This is a genomic window from Achromobacter sp. (genome assembly GCF_050285585.1).
GTDB lineage: Bacteria > Pseudomonadota > Gammaproteobacteria > Burkholderiales > Burkholderiaceae_B > Achromobacter.
Genome location: NZ_JBLZXF010000011.1, coordinates 129,881 through 146,211 on the forward strand (window position 1 = coordinate 129,881; position 16,331 = coordinate 146,211).

Annotated in this window: 14 protein-coding genes and 1 riboswitch; of the genes, 5 read left to right on the plus strand and 9 right to left on the minus strand. The window is 68.4% G+C overall.

Features of this window, described 5'->3' with window-relative positions:
• Positions 1-49: 49 nt before the first annotated feature.
• A riboswitch (TPP riboswitch) is annotated at positions 50-181 on the plus strand.
• A 68-nt stretch (positions 182-249) separates the two neighbouring features.
• The gene (gene thiM / locus ACN6PJ_RS17170; protein WP_427997054.1) at positions 250-1,074 is read left to right on the plus strand and encodes a hydroxyethylthiazole kinase; all 825 of its coding nucleotides are present in this window, start codon (positions 250-252) and stop codon (positions 1,072-1,074) included.
• A 15-nt stretch (positions 1,075-1,089) separates the two neighbouring features.
• Here the strand turns inward: thiM and ACN6PJ_RS17175 are convergent, their stop codons facing one another.
• The 5 genes from ACN6PJ_RS17175 to ACN6PJ_RS17195 form a co-directional block, all read right to left on the minus strand.
• Positions 1,090-1,857, minus strand: coding sequence for an ABC transporter ATP-binding protein (locus ACN6PJ_RS17175; RefSeq protein ID WP_427997055.1), 768 nt, complete (start codon positions 1,855-1,857; stop codon positions 1,090-1,092).
• A complete protein-coding gene (locus ACN6PJ_RS17180; protein ID WP_427997098.1) occupies positions 1,854-2,750 on the minus strand; it encodes an iron chelate uptake ABC transporter family permease subunit in 897 nt (298 codons plus the stop codon). Before ACN6PJ_RS17180 ends, ACN6PJ_RS17175 begins: the two co-directional genes overlap by 4 nt.
• 76 nt (positions 2,751-2,826) lie before the next feature.
• Complete coding sequence (locus tag ACN6PJ_RS17185) at positions 2,827-3,798, minus strand: ABC transporter permease (RefSeq protein ID WP_427997099.1); 972 nt, start codon at positions 3,796-3,798, stop codon at positions 2,827-2,829.
• A 48-nt stretch (positions 3,799-3,846) separates the two neighbouring features.
• The gene (locus ACN6PJ_RS17190) at positions 3,847-4,797 is read right to left on the minus strand and encodes a siderophore ABC transporter substrate-binding protein (protein WP_427997056.1); all 951 of its coding nucleotides are present in this window, start codon (positions 4,795-4,797) and stop codon (positions 3,847-3,849) included.
• 41 nt (positions 4,798-4,838) lie between these two features.
• Entirely contained in the window at positions 4,839-6,854 is a 2,016-nt protein-coding gene (locus ACN6PJ_RS17195; protein WP_427997057.1) for a ligand-gated channel protein, read from the minus strand.
• A 211-nt stretch (positions 6,855-7,065) separates the two neighbouring features.
• On the opposite strand from ACN6PJ_RS17195, the gene ACN6PJ_RS17200 reads away from it, so the two are divergent.
• Positions 7,066-7,782 (plus strand): response regulator transcription factor, encoded by a 717-nt coding sequence (locus ACN6PJ_RS17200; RefSeq protein WP_427997058.1) that lies wholly within the window; start codon positions 7,066-7,068, stop codon positions 7,780-7,782.
• Positions 7,782-9,173, plus strand: coding sequence for a HAMP domain-containing sensor histidine kinase (locus ACN6PJ_RS17205; protein ID WP_427997059.1), 1,392 nt, complete (start codon positions 7,782-7,784; stop codon positions 9,171-9,173). Before ACN6PJ_RS17200 ends, ACN6PJ_RS17205 begins: the two co-directional genes overlap by 1 nt.
• A 6-nt stretch (positions 9,174-9,179) precedes the next feature.
• Here ACN6PJ_RS17205 and ACN6PJ_RS17210 read toward each other — a convergent pair whose 3' ends face one another.
• Genes ACN6PJ_RS17210 through ACN6PJ_RS17220 form a run of 3 tightly spaced genes read right to left on the minus strand, consistent with a single transcriptional unit; the run spans position 9,180 to position 11,952 of the window.
• Positions 9,180-9,998 carry a TatD family hydrolase gene (locus tag ACN6PJ_RS17210; protein WP_427997060.1) on the minus strand — a complete coding sequence of 273 codons (819 nt, stop codon included), beginning with the start codon at positions 9,996-9,998 and terminating at the stop codon, positions 9,180-9,182.
• Between the two features lie 39 nt (positions 9,999-10,037).
• Positions 10,038-10,727: an ABC transporter ATP-binding protein gene (locus ACN6PJ_RS17215; RefSeq protein WP_427997061.1), complete on the minus strand. Its 690-nt coding sequence runs from the start codon at positions 10,725-10,727 to the stop codon at positions 10,038-10,040.
• Positions 10,720-11,952, minus strand: a complete 1,233-nt coding sequence (locus ACN6PJ_RS17220; RefSeq protein WP_427997100.1) for a lipoprotein-releasing ABC transporter permease subunit — start codon at positions 11,950-11,952, stop codon at positions 10,720-10,722. The genes ACN6PJ_RS17215 and ACN6PJ_RS17220 overlap by 8 nt, the downstream gene beginning before the upstream one ends.
• A gap of 218 nt (positions 11,953-12,170) precedes the next feature.
• Here ACN6PJ_RS17220 and ACN6PJ_RS17225 point away from each other — a divergent pair, with 218 nt between their 5' ends.
• Both ACN6PJ_RS17225 and recJ read left to right on the plus strand, forming a co-directional pair.
• Entirely contained in the window at positions 12,171-13,115 is a 945-nt protein-coding gene (locus tag ACN6PJ_RS17225) for a hypothetical protein (protein WP_427997062.1), read from the plus strand.
• Positions 13,097-14,797, plus strand: coding sequence for a single-stranded-DNA-specific exonuclease RecJ (recJ, locus tag ACN6PJ_RS17230; protein WP_427997063.1), 1,701 nt, complete (start codon positions 13,097-13,099; stop codon positions 14,795-14,797). Before ACN6PJ_RS17225 ends, recJ begins: the two co-directional genes overlap by 19 nt.
• A gap of 182 nt (positions 14,798-14,979) precedes the next feature.
• Here recJ and ACN6PJ_RS17235 read toward each other — a convergent pair whose 3' ends face one another.
• Positions 14,980-16,290 carry an MFS transporter gene (locus ACN6PJ_RS17235; protein ID WP_427997064.1) on the minus strand — a complete coding sequence of 437 codons (1,311 nt, stop codon included), beginning with the start codon at positions 16,288-16,290 and terminating at the stop codon, positions 14,980-14,982.
• Positions 16,291-16,331: the final 41 nt, after the last annotated feature.

The window sequence follows — 16,331 nt, forward strand, 5'->3', positions numbered from 1 at the left end:
TAAATTTGCTACGCAACTTGACAAGCCCCACGCCCGCTCGGAACATACGGACATCCACCCGGGGAGCTTCGGCAAGAAGCTGAGAATCCGTTGGCGGGCCCCACCGGGGCCCGCAATGCACGGCGACCCGTCGAACCTGATCCAGATAACGCTGGCGTAGGGACGGTGCAGCGGCCAGGCGCCTTCGCCCGCGCAGCGCGCGCGGCCGCCTTCCCCGCCAGCGCGTTCTTCCTGCAAGGACCGCCCGGCATGCAAGCCCATCCCCTTCCCCCCGCCGCTCAGGCCGGCATTTCGCAGGGCCTCCTCGAGGCCGTGCGCCGCGACGCGCCGCTGGTGCAGTGCCTGACCAATTTCGTGTCCATGAACTATGCGGCGAACGCGCTGCTGGCCATCGGCGCCTCTCCGGCCATGGTCCATGCCGCCGAGGAAGCCCCGGAGTTCGCCCGCATGAGCGGCGCGGTCGTGATCAATATCGGAACGCTGTCGGCGCCCTGGCTGGAGAGCATGCTGCTGACGGCGGAATCGGCCGGCCAGGGCGGCACGCCCTGGGTGCTGGATCCGGTGGCGCATCACGCCACCGCCTTTCGCCGCGGTGCCGTAAAGCGGCTGCTGGATCTGCGGCCCGCCATCATTCGGGGCAACGCCTCCGAGATCATCGCCCTGGCCGGCGGCCGCAGCGCCGGCAAGGGCGTCGACTCCGGCAATGCGGTGGCCCAGGCCGAGCAGTCGGCCGTCGCGATCGCGGCGGCGCGCGAAACGGTGGTGGCCGTCACCGGCGAGGTGGATTTCGTGACGGACGGCAAACGTTCGGTGCGCATCGCGGGCGGCTCCGCATTGATGCCGCGCGTCACCGCGACGGGCTGCGCGCTGACCGCCACGGTCGGCGCATTCGCCGCGGTGTCGCGCGCCGACCCCTATGCGGCCGCCGTGGCGGCCCTGTCGTGCTTCGCTATCGCCGGCCAGCGCGCCGGCGCCCATTGCGCGGGGCCGGGGTCGTTCGCATGGCGGTTCCTGGACGCACTGGCCGCGCTGGAGCCCGACAGCCTGGCGCGGGAATCGCCGCTGCGCCGATAGCCGGCCGGGACGCGGTCAATCCGCCTGGCGGTAGTACACGCAGATGCGCCTGCCGCCGATCTCGTGCACCTCGATCGGCAGTTCGTACAGCGCGCTCAGCACCTCTGCCCGAACCAGCTCCGCGGGCGTCCCCTGCCGGGCGACGCGGCCCATCCGCATCGCGACGATGCGATCCGCGTAGGTAGACGCGAAATTGATGTCGTGCAACACCAGCACCACGGTCTTGCCCAGTTCGTCCGCCGCGCGGCGCAGGGTGCCCATCATGGCGACGGCGTGTTTCATGTCCAGGCTGTTCAGCGGTTCGTCCAGCAGGACGTAGCGCGTATCCTGGCACAGCACCATCGCGACAAAGGCGCGCTGGCGCTGCCCGCCCGACATCTCGTCCAGGTAGCGGTCGGCCAGCGGCTCGAGGTTCAGGTAGGCGATGGCTCGGTCGATGTGCTCCTTGTCGTCCAGCGTCAGGCGGCCGCCAGTGTGCGGATAACGGCCGAACGCCACCAGGTCCCTCGCCGTCAGCCGCAGCGGCAGGTGATTGTCCTGCCGCAGGATGGACAGGCGGCGCGCCAGTTCCCGGCTGTCCGCCTTCGTCACGTCCAGCCCGTCCACCAGCACCCGGCCCGCGGACATGGGCAGCAGGCGGCTGACCATGGACAGCAGCGTCGATTTGCCCGCGCCGTTGGGCCCGATGATGGCGGTGACGCCGCCCGCCGGCAGGGACAAGGTAACGCCATCGACGACCACGCTGTCGCCGTACTGTTTGCTGACTTGCTGGATTTCTATCATCGGCGCCCCCTGCGCAGGATCAGGACGAGAAACATGACGCCGCCCACGAATTCGATCACCACGCTGACCGTGGTGTTCAGGCCCAGCACCCGCTCCAGCAGCGTCTGGCCGCCGACCAGGAAGATCACGCTCAGCAGGGCCGCGGCCGGGATGGTGTGCCGGTGCCGGTCGGAGCCCATGGCCTGGTAGGCCAGATTGCTCACCAGCAGCCCGAAGAAGGTCACCGGGCCGACCAGCGCCGTGGAAACGGAAACCAGCACCGCGATGGCCGCGAGGGTGCGCATCAGCGTGCGACGGTAGTCCACGCCCAGGTTCACGGATATCTCGCGTCCCAGCGCCAGCACGTCGTAGCGATGGCGCATGCGCCAGACCAGCAGCGACGCCGCGAAGACGGCCGCGAGCGCGATCGGCAGCAAGCTCACGCGCACGGTGTTGAAACTGGCGAACATGCGGTCCTGCAGGACCAGGAATTCATTGGGGTCGATCAGCCGGACCACGAAACTGGACAGGCTGCGGAACAACAGCCCGAAGATGATGCCCACCAGCATCATCAGGTGCAGGCTGCGCACCCCGTCGGCGAACAGCCAGCGAAACAGCAGGCAGGCGAACGCCGTCATGGCCCCGACCTCCAGCAGGAAGGCGGCCACCGGATGCCCGACGGTCGCGGCCGCCTGCCCGAAGCCGAACACCACCACTGCCTGGATCAGCAGGTACAAGGCGTCGAACCCCATGATGGCCGGGGTCAGGATTCGATTGTGGGTGATCGTCTGGAACAGCACCGACGACAGCGCGACGGCGTAGGCGACCAGCAGCATCGCTCCCAGCTTGGCTCCCCGGAACGGGATCACGAACGACCATTGCCCATTGGCGCCCAGGGTCATGAAAGCGGCCATACAGGCCAGCGCGGCGGCCGCCAGCAGGCCCAGGCGCCAGGCCTGGGGCGCGCGGGCGGCGGCCGGAAACACGTTTTCAAGCAAGGCGATTCCTCCGCATGCGCAGCAGGCAAAGGAACAGGATGCTGCCCAGCACGCCGACGACGGTGCCGATGGGAATCTCGTAGGGATGGATCACCAGCCGGCCGATGATGTCGCAGGCCAGCACGAAGATTCCGCCCAGCGCGGCCACCCATGGAATGGAGCGGCGCATGTTGTCGCCCAGCATCAGGCTGACGGCGTTGGGCACGATCAGACCCAGGAAAGGGATGCCGCCGGCGGTCACGACGACCACGGCCGAGATCGCCGACACGATGAGCAGGCCGGCCAGGGTCAGCCGCGCGTGGTTCAAGCCCAGGTTGGACGCGAACTCGCGGCCCATGCCGGCCACGGTATAGCGATCGGCCGCCAGATAGGCGGCGCAGGCCAGCCCGAAGCCGATCCACAGCAACTCATAGCGCCCTCGCAGCACGCCGGAGAAATCGCCGGTAGTCCAGGCATGCAGGGATTGCAGCAGATCGTAGCGGTACGCGACGAAGGTCGTCACCGCGTGGATCACCCCGCCGAGGATCAGCCCGATCAGCGGCACGATGAACGGCGTGCGCAATGGCACGCGGCGCAGCAACGCCAGGAATAGCAGGGTGCCCGCAAGGGCGAATCCGGTAGCCGTCAGCATCTTGCCGATCACGGGCGTTTCCGGCGCCAGCAGGGTGATCACGAGAATTCCCAGGGTGGCGGACTCGACCGTGCCCGCGGTAGTGGGTTCCACGTAACGGTTGCGCACCAGCATCTGCATGATCAGGCCCGCCACGGCCAGCGACATGCCGGCCAGCAGCAGCGCCAGCGTGCGCGGCACGCGGCTGACCATCAGCAGGCGCCAGGCGCGCTCCGCGTCCTCGCCGCCCCAAAGCGCGGCCCAGGACAACTGCCCCGCCCCCAGACTGACGCTGGCCGCGCACAGCAGCAGCAATAATGCCGCCACCGCCGCGAACCCGCCCCAACCGCCCATCGACTGCCGACCGCTCACCCGCCCTGCTCCTGCTCCATGCATGCGGCGCTACTTGCCAGCCGCCAGCGCGCGCGCGATCTCGTCCACGTTCTGCTGCATGGCAGCCAGGCCCGCGCTGCCCATCAGGTACCAGTTGTAGCCGTTCAGGTAGACCACGTGCTTGTTCTTCCAGGCCTTGGTCTGGCGCACGAGCTCGTTGTCCAGCATGCGCTGCGCCGACACGCCTTCGCGGCCGATCGCGGCGTCCCGGTCGATCACGAACAGCCAGTCGGGGTCGGTCTGCGCAATAAATTCGAAGGAGATCGCCTGGCCGTGGTTGGACACGCTCAACCCCGTCGTCGCCGGCTTGACGCCAAAGGCGTCGTGGATCACGCCGAAGCGCGAACCCGGGCCGTAGGCGCTCATCTTGCCGCCCGTGGTCAGCACGATCAGCGCCGTGCCGGCGCCGGCCGCCTTGGCGTTCAAATCCGAGATAGAGGCGCGCAGCGCGTCCAGCTGTTGCCGGGCCGCCTCCTGCTTGCCATAGATGGCCGCCAGCGTTTCCGTGTTGCGCGCCACGCTGCCAACCAGGTCCTTGGCGTTCACGGTCAGGTCGACGGCGGGCGCCAGTCTGGCCAGTTCGTCGTACTTGGGCGCCGAGCGGCCCGCCACGAAGATGACCTGCGGCGCGGCCGCGTGGATCACCTCGTAGTTGGGCTCGAACATCGTGCCCACCTTCAGGTAGCGCTTGTCCGCGTACTGTTCCAGTTGCGGCGGCAGCTTGGCGACGCTGGGCACGCCCGTCACTTCCACGCCCAATGCATGCAGCGTGTCCAGCACGGCCAGGTCCATCACCACCGTCTTGGCCGGATTGGCGGGAACGGCGGTTTCACCGCGCGCGTGTTTCACAGGGATCGTCGCCTGCGCCACGGCCACAGCGGTGGCGGCGCTCAAGGCCAGCGCGACTCCGGTCCGGGCGAGCCATCGGCGGGCGCAGCCCGCTAGCATTTGCTTCTTCATGCGTACCTCTTCATGTGGCGGGCGCCGCGCGCCCGCCGGTCTCAGAACTTCACGCCTACGCCCAGCCAGTAGCGGCGGCCGTCTTCGACATAGCCGTAGTCGTCATACGTGACCTGCTTATCGAACAGGTTGTAGATGCCGGCATACACCGACACGGTCTTGTTGAGCTGATACGAGCCGCCCAGGTCCACGAAGGTGTAGGACGGCGCCACCACCGACGACGAGGACGGGCCGGTGATGGGCTGGCTTTCCTTGCCGCGGTAGTTGATCCGCGCCCAGGCCTGCAGCGCGTCCGACGCCTGCCAGTTCACCGTGGTGGTGAACAGGTGCTTGGGCAGCTGGTTCAGGGGCTGGCCCTTGTATTCCCCCGACTTCTGCTCCGACTTCGTGAACGTGTAGCTGCTGGTCAGCGACCATTCGCGCGACAGCGGCAGCTTCATGCTGGCTTCCACGCCGCGCGAATTCGCCTTGTCCACGTTCATGTACGTGGTGGGATCCGAACCGAACTGATTGGGCCCGTCCGTGCACTGGCTGGCCGGGCACGCCACGCGCGTGATCTTGTCCTTGAAGTCGTTGTTGAACAGGGTCAGGCCGGCGTTGAAGCCTTCGCCGTCGTCATAGAGAATGCCGATTTCCTCGGTCACCGACTTTTCCGGCGTCAGGTCCGGGTTGCCGTACATGTTGCCGCCGCGGCTGACCTGGCCCCAACCGGCCACCGTCTGGCGCAGGTCGGGCGCGCGGAAACCGGTGGAAACGCCGCCCTTCAGGGTCCAGCGTTCCGCCATGTGCCAGACACCGTACAGGCGCGGGCTGAAATGCGTGCCGAAGTTCTCGTCTTCGTCCATGCGCAGGCCGGTCGTGAGCGCGAAATCCTCGGTCAGGCGCCACTCATCCTCGGCGAACAGCGCCCATTGGTAGCGTTCCACCTTGCTGGGGCCGCCCGCCAGCTGGTTGCCCGTCTGGTCGTTCAGGCGCTGGTTCAGGTAGCTGCCGCCCAGGGTCAGCATGTGCGAACCCAGCGGCAGAGACCAGCTCGTCTGAATATCCAGGTTCTTGATCTTCATCTGCCGCGAGCGGTTATCGAATTCTTCCTGCTGCACGTAGCTGTCCGACACGCCCCAGCCCCAGCGCCCGGTGTGCGACAGCGCCCATTTGTTGCTGCGGTAGTCGGTTTCCGACGAAGCCGGGCATCCATTGCGCGAGCAGGCCTCGCCCGGCGCCAGCGGCGCGACGGTCTTGCCCAGTGTTTCCTGGAGCTTCTGCCGCATGGTCGTCGCTTCCAGGACGATGTCGTGGTCGCGGTTGGGCGTCAACGCCAGCTTGGCGGTCACGCTTTCGGCGTTGCGCTTGCGAAAGCCGTCGACGATGCGGTCCTCGTCGCGCTGCGTCGCCTGGCCGTAGATCTGCAGGCCGAGCAGATCGGTCTTGATGGGGCCCGCCAGGTAGAAGTTGCCCTGGTAGATATCGCCCGACTTGCTGCTTTCCTGGATCGTCGTGTCCAGGCGGATCTCGCCGCCCCAGGCGTCCGGCACCTTGCGGGTGATGATGTTGATCACCCCGCCCATGGCGTCCGAGCCGTACAGCGAGGACATCGGGCCGCGCACCACTTCGATGCGCTCGATGGCGGAAAGCGGCGGCGTCCAGCCTCCCTCGACGCCCGTGGAGTCTGAGTTGGTGCGGGTTTCGCGGGAGTTCTGGCGCTTGCCGTCGATGAGGATCAGCGTGTATTTCGGGCCCATGCCGCGCAGGCTGATGTCCTGGCGGTCGCCGCCCCCGGTGACGATCACGCCTGGCACCTCCACCAGCGCGTCGTTCAGGTCGCGGTAGAACTTCTTGTCCAGGTCCTCGCGGGTAATGACGCTGATCGAAGCAGGCGCATCCTGGATCTGCTGTTCATAGCCGGAGGCGGTCACCACCACGGTTTCCATCGTCTTGGCGGCGTCGTCGCTCTGCGCCCATGCCGACCCCGCCCCGAAACCCGCCGCGCACAGCGCCACGGCCAGCCGCGTGCGTGAACCCGGTACGCGCCAGCCGGCGGCCAGATCTTTCCTGCTCATGATTCCGATTTCTCCCGTCCCAGGCTTGGGCCGCACCCCACGTGCCGCATCCGCCCGCTTCGCATTTATGAATGAAAACTATTCTCATATTAAAATAGGACCACAGTTAGGCCGGCAACACGCTTTCCGCAACTTTTATCTTCTTTGCACTTCTTGACACTCGGGCCCGTGGGCATCCGCCACACTGCCGGGTGCAGAACCGACGATACGCATGCCTTTTTCCTCATCTCTGGCGACGCGGCGCATCCTGCTGATCGACGACGACGTCGAGCTGGCGCAGATGCTGCGCGAATACCTGGAACCCAATCACTGCCGGCTGACGCTGGCGCACACGGGCGCAGACGGGCTCGCCCTGCTCGCGCAGGACGACTTCGACCTGGTGCTGCTCGATCTGATGCTGCCGGACGGCAGCGGCCTGGATCTGCTCAAGCATTACCGGCAGCGCTCGCGCCGCCCCGTCATCATGTTCACCGCGCATGGCGGCGAAACCGACCGCGTGCTGGGCCTGGAGTTCGGCGCCGACGATTACCTCGCCAAGCCCTTCAGCCCCCGCGAGCTCAAGGCCCGCATCACCGCGGTGCAACGCCGCTTCGATGAGGTGCCGGAGGCCGCGCGGCCCGGCCTGACGCTGGGCGCGCTGTCCCTGGACCCGGCCACCGGGCGGGCGCGGGTCGGCGACGAGGAAATCGCGCTGACGGGCGCGGAACAGCGCATTCTCGAGATCCTCATGCGCGCCCCCGGACAAGTGGTCGGGCGCGACCAGATCGGCCTATATGCCCTGGGCCGCAAGCCGGATCGCTACGACCGCAGCATCGACACCCACATCAGCGCCCTGCGCAAGAAGCTGCGCCTGGACAATGCCGCGGACGCTATCTCGATCCGCAACCTGCGCGGCCTCGGCTACGTGCTGGCCGGCGGCGACGCCTGATGGCCTGGCTGCCCGCCCGCTCGCTCTTCTGGCGCGCCTTCCTGACCTTCTGGGGCGCCATGGCCGTCATCCTGGTTTGCGGCATGATGCTGACCGCCGCGGTCGCCTGGTACCGCTTCAATTCGCTGGACGGCCTGAATCCCGCCAGCCTGACGCGCGACGCCGCGCAGATCGCCCGTACCCAGGGCGAAAAAGGACTGGAGCGCTGGGTACAGGCCATGGACCGGCGCTACTCCGCCCTGAAGATCTACATCCTGGACGCCCGCGACGCCGACATCCTGGGCCGGCGCCTGCCCACCCGCATGCACGACTGGCTGGGCTCGTACCGCGCCGCGCCCGAGCGCGCGTCCCAGGCGGAGTACCCGCCCGCCGACCCGGAAGGGGAACGAGTCTCCTGGTGGGACCCACAAGTGCTGGCGCTGCCGGATGGCACGGAATTGCTCATGCTGTTCCTGCCGTTCGACTCCTCCCACTGGGAGGTGCTGGCGCTATCGCCGGTGGCGCTGGCGCTGCTGCTGTTCGCGCTGGCGGTAACCGCTCCGTTCTGCTGGGCCTTGAGCCGCCACGTCACGTCGCCGCTGGCGCAACTGCGCCAGACCACGCACGCGCTGTCCGCCGGGCGGCTCGACGCGCACACTCCCGCGAAGCTGGCCCGGCGCAAGGATGAACTCGGGTTGCTGGCGCGCGATTTCAACGCCATGGCGGACCGGCTGAAAGCCCTGCTCGACACCCGCGAACAACTGTTGCACAACATCGCGCACGAACTGCGCTCTCCCCTGGCGCGCCTGCGGCTGGCCGCCGAACTGGCGCGGCGCAGGGACGAACGCCAGGACCTGCAGCTGGAGCGCATCGAGCGGGAATGCGAACGCCTGGACGCGCTGGTCGGAAACACGCTGCGGCTGGCCCGCCTGGGCGCCCTGCCCGTGCCCACCGAAACGCTGGACCTGGCCGAGGTCGTCGCCAGCGTCGTCGAAGACGCCCGCTACGAAGCCGGCGGCCGGCAGATCAGCATCGCCTGGGACGCCCATGCTCCCGTGCCGCTGGTCGGCGACCGGTGCAGCCTGGCCAGCGCCATCGAGAACGTGCTGCGCAACGCCCTGCGTTTCGCCCCCGCGCACAGCACGATACGCGTGCGGCTCCTGGTGAGCGCGCGCGAGGCCTGCCTGGAAATCGAGGACCGCGGGCCAGGCGTGGCCCACGATGAATTGGAATCCCTGTTCGAGCCGTTCTACCGGACGGCGTCGGGCGCCCGCAAGCCCGGCAGCGGCGCGGGGCTGGGCCTGTCCATCGCGCAGGCGGCGGTGGCGGCCCACAAAGGCCGCATGTCGGCGCGGAACATGTCGCCCCAGGGGCTGAGCGTGCGGCTGGAGCTGCCCCTGCTGCGCGCCTGACAGGCTTCAGTCGGCGTCGGCCAGGATTGCGGCGGGCAGCCGGGGCAGCACCCGCAGGGCGTTGGCCGTGGTGGCATGCGCCACCTGCGTGGGCGTCAGCCCGCGCAATTCCGCCAGGACCTGGGCGATGCGGACGAGCTCCCCCGGCCGGTTGCGGCGCTGCGGCGGATGCAGCCAGGCGGGGGGAATGTCCGGCGCATCGGTTTCCAGCACCAGGTGCGCCAAGTCGATGTCCATGGCGTGGCGTCGGATCTGCAGCGCGCGCTCATACGTCATCGCCCCGCCCAGCCCCAGCGCGAATCCCTGCTCGATGAATGCTTGCGCCTGCTGGGCGCTGCCATTGAAGGCATGGGCGATGCCGCCGATGCGGGGATGCCTCCGCAGATATTTCAACAGGATGTCCTGCGACTTGCGCACGTGCAGCAGCACGGGCAGGCCGAACTCGGTCGCCATCGCCAGCTGCGCGGCATAGAAACGCTCCTGGCGCTCCCGCGGCTCGCCGGACGCGATCTCGGGCACGAAGAAATCCAGCCCGATCTCGCCGATGGCGACAAAGCGGGGGTCTCCCAGCGATTGCTTGACGGCCGCGCGCAGCGCGTCCAGGTCCGCGTCATCGGCGCGCTGCACGTAAAGGGGATGGATGCCCAGCGCGTAGGCGCCGCCGGCGATCCTGCCGGCCAGCTCCCGCACGACCGAAAAATTGGCGCGCTCGACGGCCGGGATCACGATGGACTGGACGCCTGCCTCGCAGGCGTCGTCGGCCACCTGTTCGCGGTCGTCGTCGAACTCGGCGGCATCCAGGTGGCAGTGGGTGTCGATCAGCATGGGCGTGCCCTCCTTGCCCCGATTATCCACCCGGCCCGCTCAACCTGAAACCAGGCGGCCGTTCTCCATGAGCAATTGGCGGTCGGCGCGGGCGGCCAGTTCGGGATCGTGCGTCACGATGGCGAATGCCGTGCCGGACTCCCGGTTCACCTGGGTCAGCAGCTCGAACATGGTATGCGCCGTGTGGCGGTCCAGGTTGCCGGTGGGCTCGTCGGCCAGCACGCAGGCCGGACGTGTTACCAGCGCGCGCGCCAGCGCCACGCGCTGCCGCTCGCCGCCGGACAATTGCCCCGGGAAATGCCCCTCGCGGGCGGACAGCCCCACCAGGCCCAGGACTTCGCGGGCGGCCTCGCGGGCCGCGTCGCGGCCCTGGCGGCGCACGATCAGCGGCATCGCCACGTTGTCCAGCGCGGAGAACTCGGGCAACAGATGGTGGAACTGGTAGACGAAACCCAGGCTGCGGTTGCGCACCGCGCTCTTGCGGCTTTCGGACAGGCCGACGGCGAGCTCGCCGTCCACCGACACCGTGCCGCTGGTGGGCACGTCCAGCAGGCCCAGGATATGCAGCAGCGTGCTCTTGCCAGAACCCGAGGCGCCGACGATGGCGACCATCTCGCCGCGGGCCACGGACAGGCTGACGTTGCTGAGCACTTCGATTCGCGCGGGGCCTTCGTCGTAGACCTTGACGATGTTGTCGGCCTGCAATGCGGGAGTCAGTGTGTCAATCATGGCGCAGCACCTGGGCGGGTTGCAGGCGCGAGGCGCGCCAGCTGGGATACAGGGTCGCCAGCAGGGACAGCACCAGGGAGGTCAGGCCGATGGTGACGATGTCTCCCACCTGAGGGTCCGAGGGCAAGGCGCTGATGAAATAGATTTCGCGCGGCAGGAAATGCACGCCCAGCAGGCGTTCGATGAACGGCACGATCACGTCCACGTTGTAGGCGATGAGGATGCCGCCCGCCACGCCCAGCAGCGTGCCGATGACGCCGATCAGCGCGCCCTGCACCAGGAAGATGCGGGCGATTTCCCGGGGCCCTGCCCCCAGCGTGCGCAGGATGGCGATGTCGGACTGCTTGTCCTTCACGGCCATGACCAGCGACGACAGCAGGTTGAACGCGGCCACCGCCACGATCAGCGCCAGGATCAGGAACATCATGCGCTTTTCGGTCTTGACGGCGGCAAACCACGTGCGGTTGTTGCGGGACCAGTCGCTGGCCATCACATAGGGCGGCAGCACCTTCTGCAGCTCGGCCGCCACCTCGGGCGCCCTCTGCATGTCGGCGATGCGCAGGCGCACGCCGGCGGTGCCGCTCTCGCGGAACACGCGGGCGGCATCCTCGTCGTCGACGAAGGCCAGCGAGGAATCGTATTCATAGTGGCCGGACGAGAACACGCCCACGACGGTGAACTGGCGCATGCGAGGCGTAAAGCCGGCCGGACTGATCGAGCCCTGCGGCGCCATCATCAGCAGCGTATCGCCCACCTTCACGCCCATGGCGTCGGCCAGCTCGTTGCCCAGCACCACGCCGAAACCGCCGGCCTTCAGGTCGGTGAGCCGGCCCGACACCATCTGCCGGGGCAGGTCAGACACCTTGCCTTCGGTCTGTGGATCTATGCCGCGCACCTGCACGCCCCGCAAGGCCTGCCCGCGCACCAGCATGCCCTGCGCCGCCACGAAGGGCGCGCCGGCCTTGACCTCGGAGTTCTTCTCGGCGGCGGAGGCGAACTGCTGCCATTGGTCCAGCACCCGTTCCGGCACCGCGCCGGGGACATAGAGTTCGATGTGGGGCAGCACCGACAACATGCGGTCGCGCACTTCCTTCTGGAAGCCGTTCATGACGGACAGCACGACGATCAGGGCGGCGACGCCCAGCGCGATGCCCGCCATGGAACTGGCGGCGATGAAGGAGATGAAGCGATCGCGGCGCCCGCGTCGCTGGCGGATTCGGGCCAGCCCGGCGTAGCGGGCGCCTATCCATAGTTCGTAAGGTATTTTCAGCACGTGCGCATTATGGCATTAACGGGCGGGGACTCGCCCGGCGCCGGGAGGGCCCGCCGGCCGCCTGCCCGCGCGCTGAGTTCGCGGCCGACAGGCCCGGAACAGGCATGTTCAGCTATGGCAGCGCCGGCGCCGCTTAGTTCCCCGGGCCCGCGCGGACTACAATCCCGGCCATGCTGATCGTGATCCCGGGCGCCCTGCCCGCCCTACCCGTCGCCTCGGAACTGGCCAAGCTCCTGCCCGAGCGCGCGCCCACCCTGCACGCCTGGCTTCAGGCCGGCGCCGCCCGGCCCGAAGCCTTCGACGCGCGCGCCCATGGCTGCACCGCCTTCGAGTCCTGGCAACTGGCCCGCGCAGGCTACGTGCCCGAGCCCGGCCTGTTGCAGGGGGCCGGTCTCGGGCCGTTGCTGGCCGGCGCGCGGGCCGACGGCGGCGAGGCCGTCTGGCTGGCCGAACTGGTCCACCTCGCGCTGGGCACCGACCAGGCCACCCTGCTGGACCCCGGCCTGATGGACCTGCGCGCCGAGGAAACGGCCGCCCTGCTGGAAACGGCCTTGCCCCTCTTCGCGGGCACGGACTTCGCGGCCGAGCCGCTGTCGCCAGCACGCTGGCGCCTGCGGCTGCCCGACGGCCTGCGCCCGCAGACGGCCAGCCCGCTGGCCGTGGCCGGACAGCGCCTGAACGATTGGTGGCGCCAGGACGCCCAGACCCGTCCGTGGCGCCGGCTGCTCAATGAAATACAGATGGCGTGGCACGAGCACCCGGTCAACGATGCTCGCGCTGCCCGCGGCCTGCCGCCGGTCAACGCGCTCTGGCTGTACGGCGGCGGATCGCCCTGGCCCGTCGCGCCGGCCGGCGCCGAGCGCGTGTTTGCCGGGCTGGAAGCGCCGCAACGCAGCGGCGACTGGGCCGCCTGGCTGGACGCGCTGGCAGCCCTGGATGCGCAGCACCTACGGCCGCTGGCCGGCAGGAATGGCCTGCCGGACGCTCCCGCCGGACTGCTGCTGCTGGGCGAAGACCGCAAGGTCGCCCTTACCCTGAAACCGCGCGGGGGCCTGCTCGGCTTGCTGCCCGCGCCCAAGAAAAACTGGAGCGCCTGGTGGTCACACCCCGCTTGACTGTCCGCCCGTCCGACCTGGACGCCTGCCGCGTCCTGGAAGCCTCGGGCATCCATCCCCTGCTGGCCCGCCTGTGGGCCGCCCGCGGCGTCACCCATCCCGACCAGACCCGGCTGGCCTGGCCCTCGCTGCTGCCGCCCGCCGGCCTCACCCATTCCGCCCATGCCGCGGGCGTGCTGGCCGACGCCATCCAGGCGGGCAGGAAGCTGCTGATCGTGGCCGATTACGACTGCGACGGCGCCACCGCCTGCGCGGTCGGGCTGCGCGCCCTGTCCGCCATGGGCGCGGACGTGGACTTCCTGGTTCCCAACCGCTTCGAGACCGGCTACGGCCTGTCGCCCGCCGTGGTGGAACTGGCGTGCCGACACCGCTCGGGCAAGCCCGACATCATCATCACGGTGGACAACGGCATCGCCAGCGTCGACGGCGTGGCCGCCGCCAACGCGGCGGGCATCGGCGTGGTGATCACCGACCATCACCTCCCGGGCGACACCTTGCCGCAAGCGCTGGCCATCGTGAACCCGAACCAGCCCGGCTGCGGCTTTCCGTCCAAGAACCTGGCCGGCGTGGGCGTCATCTTCTACATGATGCTGGCGCTGCGCGCCGAGCTGCGCCGGCGCGGCGTCTACGCGCCCGACGGCGGCCCGCGCCTGGACGCGCTGTCCGACCTGGTGGCCCTGGGCACCGTGGCCGACGTGGTCAAGCTGGACGCGAACAACCGCCTGCTGGTCACGCAGGGCCTGCAACGCATGCGGGCCGGCCGCCTGCAGCCGGGCCTGCGCGCCCTGTTCGCGGTCGCCGGCCGGGAGCCGCGCGCCGCCAACGGCTTCGACCTGGGCTTTGCGCTCGGCCCCCGCATCAATGCCGCGGGCCGCCTGGCCGACATGAGCCTGGGCATCGCCTGCCTGACCACCGATGACGAAGCCCAGGCGCTGGAAATGGCGCGCGAGCTCGACAACATCAACCGCGAACGGCGCACGATCGAGGCCGAAATGCGCGAACAGGCGCTGGCCGCCATGGAAGAACCCAACGCGGCCGCCGGAGCCACCGTCTGCGTGTTCGACCCCGGCTGGCACCAGGGCGTCGTGGGCCTGGTGGCCTCGCGCCTGAAGGAGAAGTTCTGGCGTCCCACCCTCGCGTTCGCGCCCGCGGGCGACGACGAAATCCGCGGCTCCGGACGTTCCATTCCGGACGTGCATCTGCGCGACGCGCTGGACCTGGTGTCCAAGCGCCACCCCAACCTGATACGCAAGTTCGGCGGCCACGCCATGGCGGCCGGCCTGACCCTCGGCCGCGCGGACTTCGCCGCCTTCGCCCCCGCCTTCGACGCCGCGGTGCGCGAACTCACCGGGCGCGATACGTTCGAGCCCGTCATCGAAACGGATGGATCTCTGGAATCGGGCTATGCCAACGCCGACGTGGCGGGCATGCTCCAGCAGCAGGTCTGGGGAGCCGGCTTCGCCGCCCCCCTGTTCCTCGATGAGTTCGTGGTGCGCAACCAGCGCCTGGTCGGCGAAAAACACCTGAAACTGTCGCTGGAACGCGGCCACCAGCGCTTCGACGCCATCTGGTTCGGCCACGACCAATCCCTGCCGGAACATATCCAGGCCGCCTACCGCCTGGAGCAGAACGTCTGGAACGGCATGGTGTCGGTGCAACTGGTGATCGAGCACGCGGGTTAAAGCGTAGGATCGATGGAGCGCGAGAGTCCTTAAGCTAGAACTCAAGCGCTGAACGCGCGTAACCCATGCGGCCGCGAGAGACTGCCTTCCGACCAACGGGGGCACTGTTTTCCCATCACCGCATGGGTTGCGCGCGATGGGCGCTTGCGTTCTTGCGCCGGCGTTCTCGCGCTGCACCCATCCTACTTATTCACCAGCCTCGCCGGCTGCGCCAGCGCAACCAGCGCGCCCACCACCAGGCAGCCGGCCAGCATGTAGAGCCCGGTGTTGGTCGTGCCGGTCATGTCCTTCAGCCAGCCGACCAGATAGGGGCTGACGAAGCCCGCCAGGTTGCCCACCGAATTGATGAGCGCGATGCCCGCGGCGGCGGCCGTGCCGCCCAGCAAGGCGGTGGGCAGGCTCCAGAACAGCGGCAGCACCGTGCAGATGCCGATGTTGGCCACGGTCAGCGCCAGGATGGCCAGGACCGTATTGCCGCTCCAGACCGCCGAGAAGAACAGGCCCAGCGCGCCGAACAAGGCCGGCAGCGCGACGTGCCAGCGGCGTTCGCGGTGCCGGTCCGAATTGCGCGAAATCAGGATCATGCCGATGACGGCGAACAGATTGGGCACCGCCGTCAGCAGGCCGATCGCCAGCGGGCTCTGCACGCCCGTGCTCTTGATCAGCGTGGGCATCCAGAATCCGACGCCGTACAGCCCCATCACGAACGAAAAGTAGATCAGCGCCATCGCCCACACCCGTGGCTTGACCAGCGCGGCGCCGATCGGCGGATCCTCTTTCTGCTGCTCCTCGGCCGCGATATTGCGGATCAGCACCGCCTTTTCGCTGGCGGTCAGCCACTTGGCCTTGTTGATGCGATCGTCGAGATACACCAGCACGAGTATCCCGATAATCACCGACGGGATCCCTTCCAGCAGGAACAGCCATTGCCAGCCCGAGAGCCCGTGGTCGCCGTGGAAGGTGCTCATGATCCAACCCGAGATCGGGCCGCCGATCAGCCCGGACATGGGCACGGCGGTCATGAAGAACGTGGTGATGCGGCCGCGGCGCGCGGCGGGATACCAATAGGTCAGGTACAGGATGATGCCGGGGAAGAACCCGGCTTCGGCCGCGCCCAGCAGGAAGCGCAGGAGGTAGAACATGTGCACGCTGGTCACGAACATCATGCAGGCGGAAATGATGCCCCAGGTGATCATGATCCGCGCGATCCAGACCTTCGCGCCCACCTTGTGCAGGATGATGTTGCTGGGAATCTCGAAAAGAAAATAGCCGATGAAGAAAATGCCGGCTCCCAGCCCGTACACGGTTTCGCTGAACTGCAGCTCCTGCAACATCTGCAGCTTGGCGAAACCCACGTTCACGCGGTCCAGGTAGGCCACGACGTAGCAGACCACCAATAGCGGCACCAGCCGCCACCCTACCTTCCGGTAGATCCTGTCCTCCTCAGTCGCCGGGATCGCCGGCGAGACCCCGGGGGCCATCGCATTTTCCATCTGTGTCTCCATTCCTCTGACGGGATAGCCGGCTATGCCCG

Bases quoted from the DNA above. Each gene is read 5' to 3' on its own strand.
- ACN6PJ_RS17190 (WP_427997056.1), bottom strand. From the start codon at position 4,797: ATGAAGAAGCAAATGCTAGCGGGCTGCGCCCGCCGATGGCTCGCCCGG.
- ACN6PJ_RS17200 (WP_427997058.1), top strand. From the start codon at position 7,066: ATGCCTTTTTCCTCATCTCTGGCGACGCGGCGCATCCTGCTGATCGAC.
- ACN6PJ_RS17235 (WP_427997064.1), bottom strand. From the start codon at position 16,290: ATGGAAAATGCGATGGCCCCCGGGGTCTCGCCGGCGATCCCGGCGACT.
- ACN6PJ_RS17215 (WP_427997061.1), bottom strand. From the start codon at position 10,727: ATGATTGACACACTGACTCCCGCATTGCAGGCCGACAACATCGTCAAG.
- ACN6PJ_RS17175 (WP_427997055.1), bottom strand. From the start codon at position 1,857: ATGATAGAAATCCAGCAAGTCAGCAAACAGTACGGCGACAGCGTGGTC.
- ACN6PJ_RS17225 (WP_427997062.1), top strand. From the start codon at position 12,171: ATGCTGATCGTGATCCCGGGCGCCCTGCCCGCCCTACCCGTCGCCTCG.
- thiM (WP_427997054.1), top strand. From the start codon at position 250: ATGCAAGCCCATCCCCTTCCCCCCGCCGCTCAGGCCGGCATTTCGCAG.
- ACN6PJ_RS17185 (WP_427997099.1), bottom strand. From the start codon at position 3,798: ATGGGCGGTTGGGGCGGGTTCGCGGCGGTGGCGGCATTATTGCTGCTG.
- ACN6PJ_RS17180 (WP_427997098.1), bottom strand. From the start codon at position 2,750: ATGGCCGCTTTCATGACCCTGGGCGCCAATGGGCAATGGTCGTTCGTG.
- ACN6PJ_RS17205 (WP_427997059.1), top strand. From the start codon at position 7,782: ATGGCCTGGCTGCCCGCCCGCTCGCTCTTCTGGCGCGCCTTCCTGACC.
- ACN6PJ_RS17210 (WP_427997060.1), bottom strand. From the start codon at position 9,998: ATGCTGATCGACACCCACTGCCACCTGGATGCCGCCGAGTTCGACGAC.
- ACN6PJ_RS17195 (WP_427997057.1), bottom strand. From the start codon at position 6,854: ATGAGCAGGAAAGATCTGGCCGCCGGCTGGCGCGTACCGGGTTCACGC.